At 62.7% G+C, this 19,772-nt stretch carries 18 protein-coding genes and 1 tRNA gene; 9 read left to right on the top strand and 10 right to left on the bottom strand.

The features are described 5' to 3' along the window. Window positions 1-165: 165 nt before the first annotated feature. From rlmH to ACTIFK_RS01295, 4 genes are all read right to left on the bottom strand, one after another. Window positions 166-648 (bottom strand): 23S rRNA (pseudouridine(1915)-N(3))-methyltransferase RlmH, encoded by a 483-nt coding sequence (gene rlmH / locus ACTIFK_RS01310; protein WP_439541228.1) that lies wholly within the window; start codon window positions 646-648, stop codon window positions 166-168. Window positions 649-783: 135 nt separating this feature from the next. Beyond that, window positions 784-1,194, bottom strand: coding sequence for a ribosome silencing factor (rsfS, locus tag ACTIFK_RS01305; protein ID WP_439541227.1), 411 nt, complete (start codon window positions 1,192-1,194; stop codon window positions 784-786). 258 nt (window positions 1,195-1,452) lie between these two features. After that, complete coding sequence (locus tag ACTIFK_RS01300) at window positions 1,453-2,106, bottom strand: nicotinate-nucleotide adenylyltransferase (protein WP_439541226.1); 654 nt, start codon at window positions 2,104-2,106, stop codon at window positions 1,453-1,455. A gap of 68 nt (window positions 2,107-2,174) precedes the next feature. Beyond that, window positions 2,175-2,639, bottom strand: coding sequence for a GtrA family protein (locus ACTIFK_RS01295; RefSeq protein ID WP_439541225.1), 465 nt, complete (start codon window positions 2,637-2,639; stop codon window positions 2,175-2,177). A 125-nt stretch (window positions 2,640-2,764) separates the two neighbouring features. Between ACTIFK_RS01295 and ACTIFK_RS01290 the strand changes: the two genes are divergently transcribed. From ACTIFK_RS01290 to ACTIFK_RS01275, 4 genes are all read left to right on the top strand, one after another. Next, on the top strand, window positions 2,765-4,156 hold the full coding sequence (locus tag ACTIFK_RS01290; RefSeq protein ID WP_439541224.1) for a fatty acid desaturase family protein: 1,392 nt from the start codon (window positions 2,765-2,767) through the stop codon (window positions 4,154-4,156). Between the two features lie 285 nt (window positions 4,157-4,441). Beyond that, window positions 4,442-4,855: a response regulator gene (locus ACTIFK_RS01285; RefSeq protein WP_439541223.1), complete on the top strand. Its 414-nt coding sequence runs from the start codon at window positions 4,442-4,444 to the stop codon at window positions 4,853-4,855. Window positions 4,856-5,152: 297 nt separating this feature from the next. Further along, a complete protein-coding gene (locus ACTIFK_RS01280; protein WP_439541222.1) occupies window positions 5,153-5,872 on the top strand; it encodes a hypothetical protein in 720 nt (239 codons plus the stop codon). After that, on the top strand, window positions 5,869-8,121 hold the full coding sequence (locus ACTIFK_RS01275; protein WP_439541221.1) for a hypothetical protein: 2,253 nt from the start codon (window positions 5,869-5,871) through the stop codon (window positions 8,119-8,121). Before ACTIFK_RS01280 ends, ACTIFK_RS01275 begins: the two co-directional genes overlap by 4 nt. A gap of 165 nt (window positions 8,122-8,286) precedes the next feature. On the opposite strand, the gene ACTIFK_RS01270 is transcribed toward ACTIFK_RS01275, so the two are convergent. Beyond that, entirely contained in the window at window positions 8,287-9,576 is a 1,290-nt protein-coding gene (locus ACTIFK_RS01270; protein WP_439541220.1) for a glutamate-5-semialdehyde dehydrogenase, read from the bottom strand. 52 nt (window positions 9,577-9,628) lie between these two features. After that, window positions 9,629-10,786, bottom strand: a complete 1,158-nt coding sequence (gene proB / locus ACTIFK_RS01265; protein ID WP_439541219.1) for a glutamate 5-kinase — start codon at window positions 10,784-10,786, stop codon at window positions 9,629-9,631. A 443-nt stretch (window positions 10,787-11,229) separates the two neighbouring features. On the opposite strand from proB, the gene ACTIFK_RS01260 reads away from it, so the two are divergent. After that, window positions 11,230-12,294 carry a hypothetical protein gene (locus ACTIFK_RS01260; RefSeq protein ID WP_439541218.1) on the top strand — a complete coding sequence of 355 codons (1,065 nt, stop codon included), beginning with the start codon at window positions 11,230-11,232 and terminating at the stop codon, window positions 12,292-12,294. A gap of 157 nt (window positions 12,295-12,451) precedes the next feature. Here ACTIFK_RS01260 and aguB read toward each other — a convergent pair whose 3' ends face one another. Together aguB and ACTIFK_RS01250 are read right to left on the bottom strand one after the other, a co-directional pair. Continuing rightward, window positions 12,452-13,312: an N-carbamoylputrescine amidase gene (aguB, locus tag ACTIFK_RS01255; protein ID WP_439541217.1), complete on the bottom strand. Its 861-nt coding sequence runs from the start codon at window positions 13,310-13,312 to the stop codon at window positions 12,452-12,454. Beyond that, window positions 13,312-14,325 (bottom strand): agmatine deiminase family protein, encoded by a 1,014-nt coding sequence (locus tag ACTIFK_RS01250; protein ID WP_439541216.1) that lies wholly within the window; start codon window positions 14,323-14,325, stop codon window positions 13,312-13,314. The genes aguB and ACTIFK_RS01250 overlap by 1 nt, the downstream gene beginning before the upstream one ends. Window positions 14,326-14,602: 277 nt before the next feature. Between ACTIFK_RS01250 and ACTIFK_RS01245 the strand changes: the two genes are divergently transcribed. Together ACTIFK_RS01245 and ACTIFK_RS01240 are read left to right on the top strand one after the other, a co-directional pair. Beyond that, window positions 14,603-14,677, top strand: a tRNA-Gly gene (locus ACTIFK_RS01245). A 163-nt stretch (window positions 14,678-14,840) separates the two neighbouring features. Then, window positions 14,841-16,028, top strand: a complete 1,188-nt coding sequence (locus ACTIFK_RS01240; protein ID WP_439541215.1) for a hypothetical protein — start codon at window positions 14,841-14,843, stop codon at window positions 16,026-16,028. A 118-nt stretch (window positions 16,029-16,146) separates the two neighbouring features. Here the strand turns inward: ACTIFK_RS01240 and ACTIFK_RS01235 are convergent, their stop codons facing one another. Both ACTIFK_RS01235 and ACTIFK_RS01230 read right to left on the bottom strand, forming a co-directional pair. Further along, window positions 16,147-17,478 (bottom strand): PQQ-dependent sugar dehydrogenase, encoded by a 1,332-nt coding sequence (locus ACTIFK_RS01235; protein ID WP_439541214.1) that lies wholly within the window; start codon window positions 17,476-17,478, stop codon window positions 16,147-16,149. A gap of 156 nt (window positions 17,479-17,634) precedes the next feature. Further along, on the bottom strand, window positions 17,635-18,000 hold the full coding sequence (locus ACTIFK_RS01230) for a PRC-barrel domain-containing protein (protein ID WP_439541213.1): 366 nt from the start codon (window positions 17,998-18,000) through the stop codon (window positions 17,635-17,637). Between the two features lie 320 nt (window positions 18,001-18,320). Between ACTIFK_RS01230 and ACTIFK_RS01225 the strand changes: the two genes are divergently transcribed. After that, window positions 18,321-18,497 (top strand): hypothetical protein, encoded by a 177-nt coding sequence (locus ACTIFK_RS01225; protein ID WP_439541212.1) that lies wholly within the window; start codon window positions 18,321-18,323, stop codon window positions 18,495-18,497. Window positions 18,498-18,702: 205 nt separating this feature from the next. Continuing rightward, a complete protein-coding gene (locus ACTIFK_RS01220; protein WP_439541211.1) occupies window positions 18,703-19,722 on the top strand; it encodes an alpha/beta hydrolase family protein in 1,020 nt (339 codons plus the stop codon). Window positions 19,723-19,772: the final 50 nt, after the last annotated feature.

Below are 19,772 nucleotides of genomic sequence, written 5' to 3'. Positions count from 1 at the left end.
AGATGGTCCAGAGCCGCCGGGCGTCGTTGACCGGCGCCGTCGCGAGAACCGCGAGGGCTGGGCAATGACGGCTGAGCACTATAGGCCGGGGCGTGCAGCGGGAATTTGACGGTTCACGCAGCCGTCAGGCTAAAGATCAATGCGGCTCCACACGCAATCTGCGCCTCAGGCGCGATGATAGGGATGGCCGGCCAGAATGGTCGCCGCCCGGTAAAGCTGCTCGGCGAGCACGATACGGGCGAGGCCGTGCGGCAAAGTCATGGGCCCGAGCGACATCTTAAGGGACGCTTGAGCCGAAACAGCCTCTCCATGCCCGTCCGCGCCGCCGATCAGGAACGCGATCGTCCGCCGCCCCTCGTCGCGCTGGGCGCCGAGCCAGCGGGCGAAAGCCTCACTGCCGAAGGTCTTTCCGCGCTCGTCGAGGGCGACCATGAGATCGGCCCCGTCCGCCGCCCCGATCAGGCGCTGGGCCTCGTCCGCCTGCCGCTGTTTGGCGCTCGATTGACGGGCTTCTGGAAATTCGGTGAGCGCCAACGGGCCGAGGGCCACGCCACGGCCGGCCTCGTCGATGCGTTTGGCGTATCTCTGGTAGAGCTCGCGCTCGGGCCCGTCTTTCAGGCGGCCGATCGCAATAATGGAAAGGCGCATCTCACTCCGCTCCCGCGCGGGCCGAGCGCGCGCGTGAAAAGGCTCGCGCACGCAGGATGCCGTTGAGGCGGCGCCCATCCTGCGGCGCGGGCGAGACCGCTCCGCGCCGGATAGACGGCAGTCGTACGGCGGACGTCAGTGCGACGTCTGTTCGCCGGGTCTCGAGGCGGACCACATCTTCTCGAGATTGTAGAACTCCCGAACCTCGGACCTGAAGACGTGCACCACGATATCGACAGCATCGATCAGCACCCAGTCGCAGGTCTGAAGACCTTCGACGCGGACATTTTCAAAGCCGGTGTCTTTGAGGTGCTTGCGAAGCTGTTCGGCGATTGCGCCCACGTGGCGATCCGTTCGGCCGGTGGCAATCACCATGAAGTCGCCGATCGACGACTTGCCCTTGAGATCGATCGAGACGATCTCCTCAGCCTTTGCGTCGTCGAGCCAGGCGACGACCTTTTTCAGAAGTGGCTCCGAGCCTGCGTGCTCACGCACGATCTCGGCGGGAGGCGCACCCTTCCGGGCGCCCTCAATGGCGGTTCGCATCTTTTTGGAAATGTCCTTTCCCTTCGATCACCAGTGCCCATCCATGCACAAGGCCATCTCAGGTGGCATCGAGCAGTACGGTCGACCCGCGTTACATCCTGGCCGGGCTGTCGTCCACCACCCGCACCGCAGAACTGCTGCACGGGCGACCACGAAGATAGCCGCCCCACGCGCCGCCAGCAAGTGGCCCCTGCGCAGGATGTCGCACCCCCGGGCAACTGCGCGGAAATGACAACGTAAGTAGCTGAGAAAAATAACTTATTTGGAAGCTGACGGCGTCTTCCGCGAGCTTGCGCGAATTTCGGTCGAGGATTCGTTCGACAGGCGAAGCGTCAGGTACGTCCAGGCTGGCGGCCTGCGCAGGGCCAACGTGCCCGCGTCTCGGTCGTCCACCCGGTATCGGGCGAGCGCGCGTGCGGCGGGTGCCGAAAGCGACTTGAGCCGCCACAGCGGTCGGTCCGCGACGACGAACGGCATTTCGGACGCGATCCGGCGCCATTCCGCCCAACGATGGAATCCGGCCAGATTGTCCCCGCCCATGATCCACACGAAGTGGACGCCGCGAAAGCGTCTCTTGAGGAAGGTGAGCGTCACCACCGTTGCCGGCGACGAGAGGCTCGCTTCGACGGCCGTCACCTTGATCCGTGGATGGGTCACGAGTTTCCGGCAGGCCGCGAGCCGTTCGGCGAGCGGCGCAAGGTCGTCATGGTTCTTGAGCGGATTGCCGGGGGAAACCAGCCACCAGATCTCGTCGAGGCCAAGCCGTTTCAACGCCTCTTCGGAGATCGCCACATGCGCGCGATGGGGCGGATTGAACGAACCGCCGAGCAGCCCGATCCGCTGGCCGGGCTGAGCCGGCGGCGTGCGCGCGGCCAGTGAGCCGAAGCTTTGGGAGAGAAGACGAGCGGACATCGGACCTGTGTATTGCGGAAGACGAGCGGCGGAACGTCCGCCATCCGCAGGGAAGGCAGGACCGGGCGCTAGTCGACCGGAGTGAAGACCAGCCGGCTCCGAACGATATAGAGCACGACGAAGCAGATGAGCACGGCGATTGTCTTCGCGATAGCTGGCTTGAGGGCCAACCAGTAAATTCCGAGACCCGTCACCGCGGCTGTCAGCACGAGGCCCAGCAGGCCCGTCGCCATGAACTGGGCGAACAGGCGCTTTTCGCCCTTATGGCCGCCGTCGTCGCCGAAAACATAAAGCCGCGAAAGGCGATAATTGAGCGCCAGCGCCGCAATGTAGGCCACGATACTGGACAGGACTGGGAGATCGGTGGCGTGCGTCAGCGGTAGAAAGATCGCGTAATCGAGCGTCAGACTGGTGAGGTTAACGCCCGTATAGCGCAGAAGACGGCGGAGCCGGGCCGATCTATCCGGCTTTGACGGCGGCTCCGAGAGGGCAGCCGCTTCCGTCACGTCGGCAGTGCGATTCAACGTGTCCACTCTTTGCTCCCCGAAAAAGCTTGGTCCCGGACAATACCTAGGGCAAATTCCCTCAGTATTCCACGTTTGAGTCACATCGCACCGGTCTCGACGGTGCCATGGCTCATTCCCGAGGGGGGCGCGAAGTGAGCTTCGTAACCGACCATAACGCGGCCGATGGGCGCGCGATCCCAGGTGTTGTGACGCAGCGATCGCGCAACGATGATACGCCGTCCGTCGAGGCGGAAGCGATCAAGTTGCTGAAGGCGCGCGACAACTGGACGAATTGGCGCCATCTCCTCCAGATTTACGGCGTCATCGCTGCAACGATTGCAGGCGCCATCGCAGCCAACGCCTGGCTGGCCACCCAAGGTGTCGGTTGGGGCTGGGGCGTTCTGATCAACGCGGTGGCCATCCTCATCCTCGGCGCCGCCCAGCATCAGTTCGGTGGCGCCATCCACGAGGGCACGCACTTCCTTCTGTTCAAGGATCGCCGGTTGAACGAGCTGACCTCCGACTGGCTGGCCGCCTTCCCGATCTACACGTCGACCTACCAGTTCCGCATCCACCATCTCGCCCACCACCAGTTCGTCAACGATCCCGAGCGCGATCCGGATATCGCCCAGCTCAAGGAAAGCGGCCATTGGCTAGATTTTCCGGTTCCGCCCATCGAGCTGCTCTGGAGCTTCGTCAAGGCGCTGTCGCCTTTGAGACTGATTTTCTTCACGCTCGTCCGCGCGAAGTACTCGGCTGTCGGCTTCGATCGCCACGCCTACGTCGATCCCACCGATCAGGGATCCAAGTGGCCGCTGCGCGTGGGCGTGATTTACGGTGTCGCGGTCCCGATCGCCGTTTCCGAGCTGATCCGGCTTGACCGCGATCAGGCCGCGGTCGCAATCCTCGTCGCAGCGACCGTCGTGGCGCTCGCCTACCTCGTGATGGTGCCCGAGCGCGCATTCATCCAGACCCGGCTTGCGCCCGTCATCTCTCATCGCGCGACGATGATCAGTCGCGTGTCCTACTTCGCGGCCCTCTATGGAACGCTCACGCTTGTCACGGTGATGGGCTGGGCGCCGGCCTGGCACTACTTCCTGCTCTATTGGGTGCTGCCGCTCTTCACGGCCTTCCCGCTCTTCATGATGCTGCGTCAGTGGGTGCAGCACGGCAATGCCGACCGCGGCCGCTACACCAACACACGCGTTTTTCTCACCGGACCGCTGGCCCGCTATGCCGTGTTCCCATGGGGGATGGATTATCACCTGCCGCACCATCTCATCGCGTCGGTGCCGCATTACAATCTGCCCCGTTTGCATGAGTTTCTTCTGCTGCGCGATTCGGCTTACCGGGAAAAAGGCGTTGTCCTGCACGGGTTCGTCACACCGGAGCAGGGCCCATCCGCGTTGGGGGCCTTGGGGCCTGATCACGCGTCGGCGGGTCGCGAGCGCGTGTTCGTGGACAATGCCGCGTTGGAGTATGCGGAGCTGCGCGACGCAGCCGCGATCGCTCTCGAGGCGGCCCGCTCGGCCGAAGCGATCTAGCGTGTTTCCGGAAAAGTGGGATCCGGTCATGGCGAAGCCATGCCAGCGACAGTGTCCGGTAAGAAGCACGATCAAACAAAGACCTAGAGTCGTTCCGCGATTCCACTAAAAGTGGAACGGATCTAGGCGGGCGTTCGGATATCGCTTCGCGGGCCGATGCAACGCAGGCGCGAGCAGCGGTCTCCACACCAATTAGTAACCGCTCTGAGGAATGGTGAGAGGATTGAACCCGCGCCGGTCGGCCTTTCTCGTGGTGTGGCTGCGCGGCGCTCTGGGGCGGGACACATGACAGCACGCGGCGATATCGAGATCCTCATCGTCGAGGACCGGCAGGTGATGCTGAAGATCATTCGCCGCCTTCTGGTCCAGCTCGGCTACGCGCACATCGACGAAGCGGCCAACGGCCTCCAGGCGATCGAGAAGATCCGCCACAAGCACTACGACCTGATCCTGTCGGACTGGAACATGGACGGCATGAGCGGCTTCGATCTCCTGAAGCTCGTCCGCGCCGAGCAGCCGAGCCGCGACACGCCCTTCGTGCTCGTCACCGCGGAATCGAAGCCGGAAAACATCCTCGCCGCCAAGGCCGCCGGCGCCACGGGCTACCTCGTGAAACCCTTCAAGCTCGATGTGCTGGAAAAGACGCTCGACAGCGTGATGGCCCGCACGGGCTTCGTCTCGCTGACGACAACCGCTTAGACCCAACGCCGATCTCCCGGCCCCGCGAACGTCCGCTCGTGACCCAAAGCGGACATCGGGAGAGGTTCAACGGTGGCCGCATCCGCGTATCCGTCCAGTGCTGTGATTGCCCAGAACCCCGAATTTGGGCAAGTTGCAGACTGACGATTCGATGATGGGAAGGCTGAATGCTAATTTGGGGGGAGCGTGGGAGAGCACCGAGAGACCGAGCGGATTTCACAGCAAGATCCGCGTGGTCAGGGCGACATCATCAGAATCGATTGGCCGGAAGGTGAGACCGGGCCTCGCTTGGGAGTTATGATCAACGCCGATTGCGATCTTGCGCACCAAAAGACCGACGGCGTCGTCGCCTTCCTGCCGATCTACAGCTTTCACGATTACCTTTCGCAGTTCTGGGCGCCAGGCCACATCCAGGAGGTCGTCGACCACGCTACCCAAGCAGTGCTCAAGCTTGCCGACGACAGCGACGCCGCGGTACTGCACGCTTGGCTCAAATCATCCGGTGCCGAGGCCGTGTGCTTTTCAATCGTGAGATACAAGGGCCTCAAAAAGAGCCAATCTGACCAGCTTGATCGCGAGTTGCGGCGACTCGCGATTTGCCTCGATGCTGCGCAGGCTCCGATCATCCGGTTCCGGCATCTCTGCAGCGCCGCTCCTGATCCAGCCTCCTATGCGCGCACTCATATCACTAGCGCCAAGAAGGCGATGGGGGAAGGCCACTTTGTCTTCAGCGATCTTGTCGACGACCAGTCGGTCGGCTTCGTCATACGTATGCGTCGCATCTATACGATGCCCGAGGGGGACTGTTTCGTGTCCACCAGCGAGCAAATGTCCAGGAGCCAAGGCGACAGGCCCACGGCCGTTCGCGTTGCTCGGCTTACTGAACGTTACCGCTTCAAGGTGCTTCAGCTCTTTTCGCAGCAATATGCGCGGATCGGGCTGCCTGATGATGTGACTGCACTGAGCGCGCTGGTGATTGATGATCTGGTCGTGACATTCTCAGGAGTACCAAAGTGAAGGCGCTGGTTCTCACTCCAAAGACGCTCTTTCGGCTTTCTCAATTTTCAATCTCGACCGAATGGTTCGAGCAGTTCGGCCTTCCCGAACACGAAAAGAGCATCAAGCGCGTCGTCGTGGACGATATCGTCTATCTGCTCGAGCCGGAACTCGAAAACGACGATGCCCCGGTCGTTGTCATCAACCTCGAAGCTGACGGCATTCTCGCGGACAGCGCCTCACGCACCGCGACACTGGAGAGGATCATCACGGCAGGTCGATTCATCTATACCGACAGCGTGAGCATCCCCACCAACTGGAGGAAGCATCAAGAGGGCAGCATTTTCTCGATCCAAGCAACCTCGCGCAACTACGGTTGGCGAGCGAGGATGCACTTTGAAACAAGGCCTAGAGGATCCAAGGATCTTTTCGTATTCTCCCTGCTCGACGACACGGTCGACTTCAGACGCCTCAATCTGCACCTCGATATCTACGATGCAGCCAAAGCGAGATTGTCCGACGCCGTCCTCGCGACATGCGAGCCGACACCATATGAAACACGAGCAGGAATCGTATTAAGCCAGCGCCTTCCACAAGGCTTTGTGCAGGGAGCGACCCTCAATCAGTGGTACACCTCAAAGCTTACCACGGAACAGCGCAGTTTCGTGGACAAGCCTCATGACGGCCCTGTTCGGCTCCGCGGCTCGGCGGGTACCGGCAAAACCCTCTCGCTTGTCGTGAAGTTCCTGCGCGACGCGATCGCGGCCGAGTCTGGTGACCACCCTGTAAAGTTTGGATTCCTGACCCACAGCTCCGCCTCGGTGGATCTCGTCAATTCAATAGGCGAGAGCCTCGACACAACTGGCCTTTTCTATGCGGCGGGCAAGCAGGTGAAGCTGGAGGTCAGAACCCTCTACGACCTCGCGCATAGGCATCTGAATTTTGAGCTGGACCAGCTTGTGCCTCTATCGCTGGATGGGCGCGAGGGCAGGCGGCTACAATCAGAATTGATCGAAGCGGTCCTGAAAGAGATCGCGGGCTCGAGTATCGCCTGCGCGCAATTCCAAGACATATCGCCTGACATCAAGCAGAGGTGGAGCGCTGCGGTATCAGGGCAGGACAAACGGCTCGTGGGCGAGGTAATGAACGAATTTGCCAGCGTCCTCGACGCTGAAGGTGTTCGTTCGGGGGAGGAGAAGGGAGAGCGATACGCAAAAGGGGCGGCGGTGCGCCCATTGTGGCTTATGCAGCTTCCGACCGAGCTGGACCGTCGGCTTATCCTCGAGATTCATCGGCGCTACCGCAAACAGCTCGGTGATATGAGTACGTTGAGCGTTGATCAGATGATCGGCGACTTCAACTCGTTCCTTGACTCCAATCGTTGGGATCGGATACGCGGCCGAGATGGCTATGACGTCCTTTTCGTTGACGAGCTGCATCTCTTCACTTCGGTGGAGCGCCAGACGCTGCACAAGCTCATTAAGCGTGCCGTCGAGGAGGATGGACGGCCCCGACGGCCTCCCATCTTCATGGCTTATGATCTTAAACAGAGCCCGAGGGACACTTTCGCACGCTATGGCGATGGAGATCAGAACCTGTTCGCAGCCTCGACCGGATTGCAGGGGTCCGATCTTGTCAAGCTTGAGCGCGTTTTCCGCTACACCCCGCAGATCGCCGAGTTCCTCGCTGACCTTGACGCGACCTTCCCTGCAATCGACATCCCCGGCGAGTGGGACGCCTACTCCGGCAAGGCTGAGCTTGGAAATGGAGATGTCCCAGAGCTGACGGTTTTTCCGGACGAGCCCAGTCTGTTCAAAAGCATCTTTACTGAAGCGCAGAAGCTTGCGCGCTCGATTGATGGGGGTGGCCGCCGGGTCGCTGTGCTGTGCGCCAGCGAGGATCAGTTTGACAAGTATCTCGCTGCGGCCAGCGGCCAATTTGCGGGCATGCCGATAACCAGTCGAGAGCCATCCTCCGAGCTTCGTCATGCCGGTAAGCGCTTTGTGTTCAGCATGCCGGAGTATGTTGCGGGACTGCAATTCGACACCGTTTTTCTGATCCATGTCGACGCGTCCGAGGCACCGACCGACTCTGGCGATGGGGTGAGGCGTCGCTTCATCTCGAATATCTATCTAGGCTCGAGCCGGGCCGAGAAGACGTTACGGATCAGTGCCTGCATGTCCCGCGGCGGCAAGTCCGACATTCTCGACATGGCGCTTGAGAGAAGGAGCCTCGAAGAAATCGCCCCGCCTGTTTTCAAACGACGCTAGACGCTAGCCTGAAGATGTTAAACCCTGGTGGGAGGCCTGTCGGACGTGCAGGGTCACCGACGAGTTGTCACGAGCGATCGCGGCGGAAGTCAGTACCACGACTACATGTCGGCTAATGGCCCACAGCAGGTTCAAGTCAATTCGCGGCAGGATGCGTGACGGGTTCTAAACCGGCCTTATCTGCCCCGTGCCGCGCACGACGTACTTGAAGCTCGTCAGTTGTTCAACGCCGACCGGTCCGCGCGCATGCAGCTTTCCGGTCGCGATGCCGATCTCCGCGCCGAAGCCGAACTCGCCGCCGTCCGCGAATTGCGTCGAGGCGTTCCAGAGCACGATGGCGCTGTCCACCTCGGTCAGGAACCGCTGCGCCACGTCTTCGTCCGCCGTGATGATCGCGTCCGTATGTTGCGAGCCGTAGCGCGCGATGTGCGCCATCGCCTCGCCGACACCGTCCACGGTCTTCACGGCGATGATCGCATCGAGGAACTCATGGCCGTAGTCGTCCGCCGCCGCAGCCTTGACGCGCGCGTCCGCCGCCTGCGCTGCCGCATCGCCGCGCACTTCCGCGCCGTTTTCGATCAGAGCCTCGATCAGCGCCGGCAGGGTGGAGGCCGGAGCATTGCGGTCGATCAGCAGGCATTCCGTCGCCCCGCATACGCCGGTGCGCCGCATCTTGGCGTTGACGACTACGTCGCGGGCCATGGCGAGGTCGGCCTTCGCGTCCACGTACGTATGGCAGATGCCTTCGAGATGCGCGAACACGGGCACGCGGGCTTCGTCCTGCACGCGCTGCACGAGGCCTTTGCCGCCGCGCGGCACGATGACGTCAATGGCTCCGTCGAGCCCGCCGAGCATGTGTCCCACGGCGTCGCGGTCCGTCGTCCCGACATACTGGATCGCCTCGGCAGGCAATCCGGCGGCCGCGATGCCTTCCGCGAGGCACGCGTGAATGGCGAGGCTGGAGTGATGGCTCTCCGAGCCGCCGCGCAGGATGGCGGCGTTGCCGGACTTGAGGCTCAGCGCGCCCGCGTCCGCCGTCACGTTGGGCCGGCTTTCGTAGATGATGCCGATCACGCCGATCGGCACGCGCACGCGCTGAAACTTGAGACCGTTAGGACGCGTCCACTCAGCCAGCACCGCGCCGACGGGGTCGGCCAGCGCGGCAACCTCTTCGAGACCGGCGGCGATGGCTTCGACGCGCTTGTCGTTGAGCACCAGCCGGTCGACGAACGACTCGGGCCGTCCAGCGGCGCGCGCCGCGGCGACATCCTTCGCGTTGGCATCGAGAATCTTCTGCCGGTCGCGGCGCAGCGCCTGGGCGGCGTTCAACAGCGCGGCGTCCTTGGCCGCGCGCGGCGCCAGCGCCAGCGCATGAGCCGCCGTCCGCGCGCTCGCGCCAATCGCGCGCATGAGCGCACCCGTATCGCCGCCGTCGATGTCTGTTGCTTTCTGCATGGCTGGTATACTTCGGATCGCTGAGGGCTGAGGTCAATGGCGCTGTTTGCGGCTATTTGCGGTGCAGCGCCATATCGTTGCGGTGGATCAGCTCTGGCCCGCCCTCGAAGCCCAGGATTTCGGCGATCTCGGATGATTTATGGCCGAGGATGAGCGCCGCATCGCCGTGCGCGTAGGACGACAATCCCCGCCCGAGCTCGCGGCCGTCCGGAGCGCGGATCACGACCGCATCGCCGCGCTCGAAATTGCCCTCCACCCGGCGCACACCCGCCGCGAGCAGGCTCTTGCCGGCGTCGAGCGCCTTTTCCGCGCCCGCGTCGATGTGGAGCGTGCCGCGCGCCTCGAGCTGCCCGGCGATCCAGCGCTTGCGCGCCGTCACCGGATCCTGCTTGGCCAGGAACCACGTCACCTTGCAGCCTTCGGAAATGGCGCGCAGCGGATGCAGCACCTTGCCCGTCGTGATCACCATGTTGGTGCCGGCCCCGAGCGCGATCCGCCCGGCCTGCACTTTCGTCTTCATGCCGCCCTTTGAAAGCTCCGTGCCGGCGTCGCCCGCCATGGCCTCGATCTCGCCGGTGATCTCGGTCACCAGCGGGATGTGGCGCGCGTTGGGGTCGTCGTTCGGCGGCGCCGTATAGAGCCCGTCGACGTCGGACAGCAGCACCAGGCAGTCGGCCGACACCATGCCCGCCACGCGCGCCGACAGCCGGTCGTTGTCGCCGTACTTGATCTCGGCCGTAGCCACCGTGTCGTTCTCGTTGACGACCGGGATGGCCTTGAGCCCCAGCAGCGTCTCGATGGTGTGGCGCGCATTGAGATAGCGCCGCCGCTCTTCCGTGTCGCCGAGCGTGAGCAGGATCTGCGCGACCGTGAGCCCGCTCTTGGCGGCCAGCTCCTGGTAGGCGTGGGCGAGGCTGATCTGTCCCACCGCCGCCGCCGCCTGCGATTGCTCGAGCGCGAGCGGACCTTTCGGCAGGCCGAGCTTGTGCCGCCCGAGCGCAATCGAGCCGGATGACACCAGCACCACGTCGCGCCCCTCGCGGATGAGCTCCGCCACGTCGGCGACCAGCGAGGCCAGCCATTCGGACTTGAGCGTACCCGTGTCGCGGTCGGCCAGCAGCGCCGAGCCGATCTTCACGACGATCCGGCGCGCGTTTCTCCACTCGGGACGGGCGCGGGAGGCTTCGGCGGTGGCAGCGGGGTGAGACATGAGGATGTGCTGTGCGGAGGGGCCAAGGTCTGGACTGATGTCGCGCTCTCTAGCATGCGCTCAGCCTGCGAGGCGAGATACCCTTTGGCGCGGTTTACTTTGCCTCGCTGCACCCGCACACGGACGCGCGGGGGCGCCCGGCCGGCTGCCGCGAGTGGCCTTGGGCCACGTGGTACTACCTAGTCCGGCGCGATTTTAACCCCGCAAACCGGGCTCCAAATGAGTCCGGCCTTCACAAAATGATTCACTCAAACGAATTAACCCGATCGCGCTGCGCCTGAATTGACGAGTTCAGTTCGTGGCGCAATTTTACTTGGAAATATTGTGGTTTATCAGTCGCGTAAGTATAGCGCCAAGTTAAACGAAGCAGTATGATGAGCGCGTTGTTTGCATCGCACCAAGCAACGCCACGCCCATAGCAAACCCCAAAACATGGAGTTCTCATGAACCTCCAAGAGCAGCGCTTTGCCTGCTTGCGGATGGCGATGGAGCTCGGCTGCAAGGCCGACTCGATCGTTCAGCTTGCAAGAGATATGAGTGAGTTCATCGAGGGTGCACCCGTCGCTCCTGCCGCCGTCGTGGCGGAGGCCAAGCAGCCGGAAGCATCCGCCGACGCCATCGCAGCTTGCGGAACGGCCCTGACCGAGCCATTCCCGGCCGCGGAAGCCGAGGAGCAGTCCGCCGAAGCAGCCGCCGAAGAAGCGGTTGCCGAAGCGGAGCCCGAGGCTGTCGCCGAGGCATCAGCCGAAGAGGCGCCAGCCGAGGAAGCTGCCGAGGAAGCCCCTGCGGTTGAAGCCGCCGCCGAGGAACCGGCTGCTGAAGTGGCTGCCGAAGCGGAGCCTGAACCTGCCGCCGAAGCACCTGCCGAGGAAGCTCCAGTCGCGGAAGCGGCCGCCGAGGAACCGGCTGCCGAAGAAGTGGTTGCGGCACCGGCTGGTGACGGCGAAGGAGCGGAAGCACCCGCGGCTGTAGAAGCAGCTTCGGAAGTCTCCGAGGAGGCCCCGGCTGCGGAAGCTGCAGCTGAGGCCACGTCTGAGGCGGCGCCTGCCGCTGCCGACGCTCCCGCCGAAGCCGTAGCTGAAGCCGCACCGGAAGAGGCCGCCGTCGAAGCAGCGCCTGCTGCAGAGGAAGCACCTGCCGAGGTTGCTGCCGAAGCCGCAGCGGAAGAGGTAGCGGCTGAAGCAGCGCCTGCTGCAGAGGAAGCACCTGCCGAGGTTGCTGCCGAAGCCGCACCGGAAGAGGTCGCCGCCGAAGCAGCACCTGCTGCCGAGGAAGCGCCTGTCGAGGTTGCTGCCGAAGCCGCAGCGGAGGAGGTCGCCGCCGAAGCAGCACCTGCTGCCGAGGAAGCGCCTGCCGAAGTTGCTGCCGAAGCCGCAGCGGAAGAGGCTCCGGTCGAGGCCGGCGCTGAAGCCGACGCGAAGGCAGACGAGGCTGACGTGGTGGTGGCGCCGGAAGTCGCCGCTCACATCAACGGCGCGACCGAAGCACCGGCCGTCGCAGCACCGTAACGACAAGAACACGATGACGGCCGCCCGATATCCTTGCGCAGGGATGCCGGGAGGGGAGTGAACCCAGAGACAAGGAGGGCGAGCTGACTGACGGCCATCAGTCGGTTCGCCCGACCGCAAAGCTCCGGCGACCAATGCCCGAAGACAAGCTGCCCGCCTAGATGATGCTCTTGGCGTAGAGGTCCGTCCGGCGGTCGCGGAAGAAACCCCAGTCGGCGCGATAGCTTTCGATCAGCCCCAAGTCGAACGTGTGGGTCAGAATGCCTTCGTCGGCCGCGCCGAAGCGCTCGACCAGTTCGCCGCGATGGTCGGCGATGAACGAATGCCCGTAGAATTTCTGCCGCACGCCCTCGTTGTCCTCGAGGCCGATGCGGTTTGCCGCGACGATCGGAACCGCGTTCGAAACCGCATGCCCCTGCATCGCGCGCTGCCACTGCAGATGCGTGTCGAGCGCGGTGTCGTAGGGCTCGGACCCGATGGCCGTCGGATAGAACAGAACTTCCGCGCCCTCGACAGCCATCGCGCGCGCCGTTTCCGGGTACCACTGGTCCCAGCAGATGCCGACGCCGATGTGTCCGCGCTTGGTCTTCCAGGTCTTGAAGCCCGTGTCGCCCGGCCGGAAGTAGTATTTCTCCTGATAGCCTGGCCCGTCCGGAATGTGGCTCTTGCGATAAACGCCGAGCAGCGCCCCGTCGGCATCCGCGATGGCGACGCTGTTGTAATAGCGCGGCCCGTCCTTCTCAAAAAAGGAGATCGGAATGACGACGCCCAGCTCGCCCGCAAGCTTTCGAAGCGCGAGTACGCACGGATGTTCGTCGACCGGAAACGCCGTCTCGAACCACTTGGGATCCTGCCGCGTGCAGAAGTAGATGCCCTGGAACAGTTCGGACGGCAGCACGACATCCGCCCCGCCGCGCGCCGCTTCGCGCACGAACGAACTCGTTTTCGCGATGTTGGCCGCGAGGTCGTGCCCGTAGCTCGTCTGGATCGCCGCGACCGTGATGCTGCGTGGGGCCATTAAAGGGGTTCCTGCTGAGTGATGCAATGGAAGGAGCCGCCGCCGGCTTCTCCGGCACCGAGCAGCCCGCGAGACGAGACACCCACGACCTTGCGGTCGGGAAACACGTCCTGCAGCGCCAAGAGCGCGGCATCCTGCGTCGGCGTGCCGTACACGGGCACCACCACCACGCCGTTGGCGATGATGAAGTTCATGTGCGAGGCAGGCGACACTTCGCCAGCGGTGTTCTTGTACAACCCCGCGCCCGGAATGGTGATCACCTCGAGCTTGCGCCCGGTGCTGTCGGTCTCTTCCCTGAGGCGCGCGGCGATGGCGTCGAGAATGCTCGCGTTCGGATCGTCCACGCCCGACGGCGCCTGGCACACGACGCGGCCCGGCGCGACGAAGCGCGCGATGTTGTCGATGTGGCCGTCGGTGTGGTCGCCGATCAGGCCTTCGTCCACCCAGATCAGCTTCTTGGTGCCGAATGCGTCGCGCAGCGCCGCTTCCGCCTGCTCGGCCGTCCAGCCGTTGCGGTTCGGATTGAGCAGCGTCTGCTTGGTGGCGAGCACGGTGCCCTGGCCGTCGTGATCCACCGCGCCGCCTTCGAGCACGAAATCGTAGCGCCGGATCGGCGTGCCGGCCATTTCCGCCACCGTATCACCCACGGTGAGGTCGTCCGGCAGATCGTACTTACCGCCCCAGCTGTTGGTCTTGAAGCGCAGCGCCACGCGGTCGTTGCCGACGTGCGCGAAGATCGGCCCGGTGTCGCGCAGCCAGATATCGCCGTACTTGGCCGACACGAGCTCGGCCGCCTGCCCGACTGCCGCAAGGGCCGATGTCGCCGCCTCCTCGCCGTTGACGAGCACGCGCACCTGATTGCTTTCCGCCAGCGCAAGCACCAGCGCCGCGACGTCCTTGCGCGGGGCTTCGAGGTCGCCGTTCCATTCGCCGGCGTCGGCCGGCCAGGCCGTCCAGATGGCGGCTTGCGGGGCCCATTCGGCGGGAACAACGGGAGGTTTGATGTCGGTCATCGGCTCGGAATCCTGCAAGTCGCCGCACACGTTGCGAGGCTCATAAATGGGAGAGCCCGTGATGCCTGCAAGGGGCTGTCTGTGCAAGCCGTTTAGGCCCAATGACAGGCGGCCTTTCGGCCCGGGCGCGAGCCTGCGGCCCGCGCGCTTCACAAGGGGCGGCAAACCCTCTACAAGTCAGCGAGGCGATGCGCCGGGCCAACGGTCCCGCATCAGTATAACGTGTTGATGACGCTGGGTTTCACGAATCGATGTGTGTCGCGGGTCAACGCGTTTTGCGGGCGTAGTTCAGAGGTAGAACGTCAGCTTCCCAAGCTGAATGTCGAGGGTTCGATTCCCTTCGCCCGCTCCAATTTTTCCAAACTTCGACATATCCGCTAGCGCGACCTTTTACAGGGAAAAGGGCCGTGCGCGCTTCAGTACGATTTGTACGCACACAGATGTTGTGCCATTTTAACCGTGCGGCATGCCATGCCGCGCACCTTGAAAGTTTGCAGCCAAGGGGAGTTGGTTAAATGTCATTTATAAAAATAAGGCTCGCTGCGTGCGCATTTCTTATGGCGGCTGCCAGCACGAGTGCAGCACATGGATATGAAGTTACGAAAGCTAATCTTAGCACCCCGGGCGCCCCGGTGGGGTTCCGTGCGGTTTATGGTGTTATAGAATTTAAAGTCGATCGCGCGAACTCAATAGCAAACACAAAGAGGTTATGGGGAGAGATTGCGCGATCCAGATTTGGCGCTTCCACCCGCAGAGGAAATTACGTTGTAACTGTTGAGGTAAAAAAAGGCGAAGAGGTGTTGGGTCGCCAAATTATTGCTTCCTATAATATTTCGAGTGTGACAACCAGTACCCCAATTCTTGGCGGAGTGTTCGGCTACGAAAATGCGACTCGCGAAGTCTTGCAGGAGAGTGCGACCCAATGGTCCGGCAGAGTTTTTCCAGAGGAAGTCCTTATCGAGTCGAGCAACAACACACTCAAAGTTGAATTGGCGACATATTACGCCGAAGACGACAGCTTTACGCCAAAGCTGTTTGGCGCGGCTGCAGAATTAGTGAATGAAGTGCGTGGCTTGCCTGCCCTGCAATCAGCCTTGAGTTTCGCAACCCCCGCCGTCCTGAACTTATCCGGGCTACTCGATACTCAACTTTTCGGGGCGGAGAAAAAGAAACTCGTAAACAGGGCATCGGATTCTGTTTTGATGGCGTTCCTGAAGGCTGGCGACGCGAACGCTCCACCGAATATCGTACGGTATGACTTAATGGCGTCCGGTAACGCTGAGCCGCAAATGCAAGTTCGTGTTCACTTCAAAACAGTGCCTTCACGCTTCAAATTCGATCCAGATAAGGGCGAATTCGTTTTCCCCGATGCCACGAATATTTTGACGTTGGCAAGTATTGGGAAGAGACCGTTGGTCGACGCGCTGAAAACAACGTCGGCTGATTCAAGTTTGCGCAATTTCTTGGGTGCGTGGCTGGGCGGTGAAGGCTATAAAGGTGCAGACATCGCAACGAGATGCGCAGATTTGCGAGTGGAGCTAAGCAAACATTTTAGCTCGAGAGATGTTGCGGCCACATATTGGGCATTGCTTCAAACTTATTCAAATTCATTGAAAAAATCGAACGGCGAATATGTCGAATGCATAAATAGCGTCAAAACTCAGTATGGACAAATGAAGTTATTGTTCACTGAGTTCGAATAGGCGTCAGCAACCGCGAAGCGGAAAACTCGCGGTTGCGCTGATCGCATAGCGGACGAGCCTCGGGCCTACTTGCTGCCCGGGAGATCCTTCATGACTAGTGCGGGACGGGGCTCGCGAGCTAACGCGCCACAGCGCTCGCCGCCGCGGCCTCGCCCGTCACGCGCCAGATGACATTTCCGACGTCGTCCGCCACCAGCAGCCCGCCCTTTTTGTCGATCACCACGCCCACAGGGCGGCCCTGTGCGTCGCCGTCCTTGTTCAGGAAGCCGGTCAGAACGTCGATCGGCTCTCCTGAGGGCGTGCCGTTCTGGAACGGCACGAAGATCACTTTGTAGCCGCTTGGCGGATTGCGGTTCCACGAGCCGTGCTGGCCGATGAAGGCCCCAGAGCGCATCCGCTCCGGCAGGAGCGCGCCGGACGAGAACGTCAGTCCAAGTGAGGCCGTATGTGCGCCCAGCCCATAGTCGGGCACGATGGCCTTCGCAACGAGCTCGGCATTCTGCGGCGTCACGCGCTCGTCGACGTTGCTTCCGAAATAACTATAAGGCCAGCCGTAGAACCCGCCGTCCTTCACGGACGTCAGGTAATCAGGAACGAGATCGGGTCCGAGTTCGTCGCGTTCGTTGACGACGGTCCAGAGCGCACCGGTCTGCGGCTCCCAGGCCATTCCGTTTGGATTGCGCAGGCCCGATGCGAACACGCGCGATTTACCGGTCTTGAGATCGATCTCGAGAATGGCGGCGCGGCGGTCCTCGTGATCCATCCCGGATTCAGCGATGTTGCTGTTCGAGCCGACCGTGACCATCATCTTCGTGCTGTCCGGCGTGGCGATGATGTTCTTGGTCCAGTGGTGATTGATCGGCAGGCCCGGCAAGTCCGCTATCCTGACGCCCGCAGCGGCAATCTCCGTATCGCCATCCTTGTAGGGAAAGCGCATCAGCGCGTCGGTGTTGGCGACGTAGAAATCGCCGCCGATCAGCGCCATTCCGAAGGGCGCATTGAGATCCTTCAGGAAGACTTTGCGGGTCTCGGCCACGCCATCGCCGTCCGCGTCGCGCAGCAGCGTGAGCCGGTTGGCGCTCGGCACGCCCGCACCGGCGCGCGTCATGACGAGGCCCATGATCCAGCCCATAATGCCGCCTTTGCCGCCTTCAGACCGGTTGGTCTCGGCAACGAGCACGTCGCCGTTCGGCAGCACATAGAGCCAGCGCGGATGATCGAGGCTGCCCGCGAACGCCGTAACCGCAAGCCCGTCCGCCGCCTTCGGCTTGCCGCCCTCCGGCCAGCCTTTGGCAGGCGCGATCTGGATCGTCGGAATGAGCTGAGGCTTCGGCTCGGCCAGCGTCGGTTGCGGGCCGGTGGTCGCGCTCGGCTGCAGGGCTTGTTCCTCGCTGCAGCCAGCCAGCAGCAATAGGGCGAGCACGGAGAGGGGGAAATAGAATGACGGCATCACGAAAGCCTCCTGGCGAAACGACCGCGTGATCAGCAATCAGAGGTGTCTGATAGAAGGACGCGCCGCGAAGGGCCAAAGTTCCGGTGGGACAAGTCGTTGCGGCCCAACGTGGCGCGGCCGCGAAATGACATCGCGCGCATATCAGCGGCGGCGTCAGCGTCCCCAGTAGGCGGGAGCATCGTAATGTTCGTGCGTGCGAACCTCCCACGCGCGGTCGGTCCACGAGTCGTCGCTGAACTCCGGCGCGTTGCGGAGCTGCTCGACGGTGATGCCGGTGCGATAGCCGCCCGCCTTGGCGTCGTATTTGAGCGCGGTCCAGGGGATCGGATAGTGGCTGTGCGCCAGTCCCAGGATGCCGCCAAAGCTCATGACGGCGTAGGCCACGCGGCCGGACATTTTCTCGATGAGAAGATGATCGATCTCGCCGATCACGTCCTCCGCTGCGCCGATGACGTCGGTGCCATGCACGTCCTCGCTGGAAATCAGCCGGTGATCGGGATGTGCGGTTGCTCGGCCCATGTCGAATTCCTCCTTGGTTTCGCGCGCCCGCAGCCCGTCTGGCGGGCTGACGGGGGCTTTGCCGTTAAACCCTTCATCTCCCTTTTTGTTTCCCGATCGTCACAGTCTTCGCACTGCCGCAATTTTTCATGGAACCAGGTCACCGACGCATTGTTACACACCCATGCAGTGAGGGGGTTTTCCGCTTAGCGAGTAACGGACGGGACTGCGTAGTGCGATCTGGCGTGGGAAATGAGCGCGCGGGACGAGCGTAAAAGCTTCTCGTTCCGGGCACCTCCGCAGTGATGCGCGAGGCCGAACGTCGGCAGGAGACGGAGCGAATGGAACGAGAGTTTGAGGAGGATCTATTGAAGGTGGTCGGTGCGCGGCTGAGACGCGACTACGCTGTGACGGAGCAGACCCTTCCCGATCCAATCGCCCTTGGCCTCGCGAAGCTGCAACTCGCCGAGCAAGCCGCGCAATTGCGACGGCATGAGAATTCTTCGAGCGAAAACTAAAACTTCGCATCGACTCGCGCAGCTCCGATGGGCCGGAAGTGGGCTCGGAAGTGAGGCTGGTGGGTGCGTTTCACCCGGGGTTGCGCCCTTCGTATTTCGTCAACTGTATCTCTGACGTCCTTGCCGGCTCGTTGAGTCGTGCCATAACTTTGCCCCGTGCGCTTGGCAGGTGCTACCCGTCAACGCCGCCGGGGGTTCGAGACTTATGGCGAACAGCATCTGGGCGCTCCGCGCCCGCTGGATTTTTCTGGGCTTGGTGGCCATGGGCGCGCTTGCGCCGGCCGCACTCGCGAAAGACGGGAAAGACAGCCAGCAATACGGGTCGTTCGGCCCTGAAGGCCCGCGCATGCGTGAGCAATTCTGGATTTTGCCGAGCGGCGATCCGGCGCGCAGCCTGCGGGCGACGGTCTTCCGTCCTCAAGACGATGACGGCCACGAAAATACCGGGACTGAGCAAAACACGCAGCGTCCCTTGGTCGTGATCAATCATGGCACGTCGAGCGCGACGCGCCTGTCTGTTGCCATGCCCGTCTATTATTGGCTTTCGAAGTGGTTCGTTGACCGGGGCTACGTGGTGGTCGTTCCGCAACGTCGTGGTCATGGAGCCACGGGCGGCGAGTTGGAAGAATCGGTCGGCACCTGCACCAATCCCGATCACGCCCGCTCGGGAGAAATTGCTGCCGACGACATTGAGGCGGTCATCGACTACATGACCCGGGAGCCGGATATTGCGCCCCATGCCACGGTCGTTGTCGGAATTTCGACGGGCGGTTGGGCATCGTTGGCCCTTGCGGCCCGTAATCCGTCGCAAGTGCGCGCCATCGTCAACATGGCCGGCGGGCGCGGTGGGCATGCGGGCGGTCAACCTCAGGCGATTTGCGGCAAGGACCGCTTGGTTGAGGCTGCTGGCCAATATGGCTCGACCGCGCGCATCCCGACGCTGTGGCTCTATTCTGAGAACGACAGTTATTTCGGACCGAAGCTCGCTTCCGAAATGGCGGAGGCCTGGCGGACCGGCGGCGCCGAGGCGGAACTCGACATTCTCCCGCCGTACGGCACAGACGGCCACGACATCGCCAACGATCGTGCAGGTTGGGATGCTTGGGGCTCGATCGCCGATCGCTTCCTCACGGCACCCGACGCAAAAGTGATCGCGGCGACTGTGCCGGCTGCGGCCCCGGGCAATTCGGCTATTGAGACCGGTGCGCTTCCGGCGGGCCGATAACGCAAGCTGATCCTCACATCGCGGGTCTCGCCACGGTCTAGGTGCGTCAA

Origin of the sequence: Hyphomicrobium sp. (assembly GCF_051860585.1) — a bacterium.
GTDB lineage: Bacteria > Pseudomonadota > Alphaproteobacteria > Rhizobiales > Hyphomicrobiaceae > Hyphomicrobium_C.
Note: the sequence above shows the minus strand (reverse complement) of the source record. Positions and strands in the feature narration are given on the sequence as shown.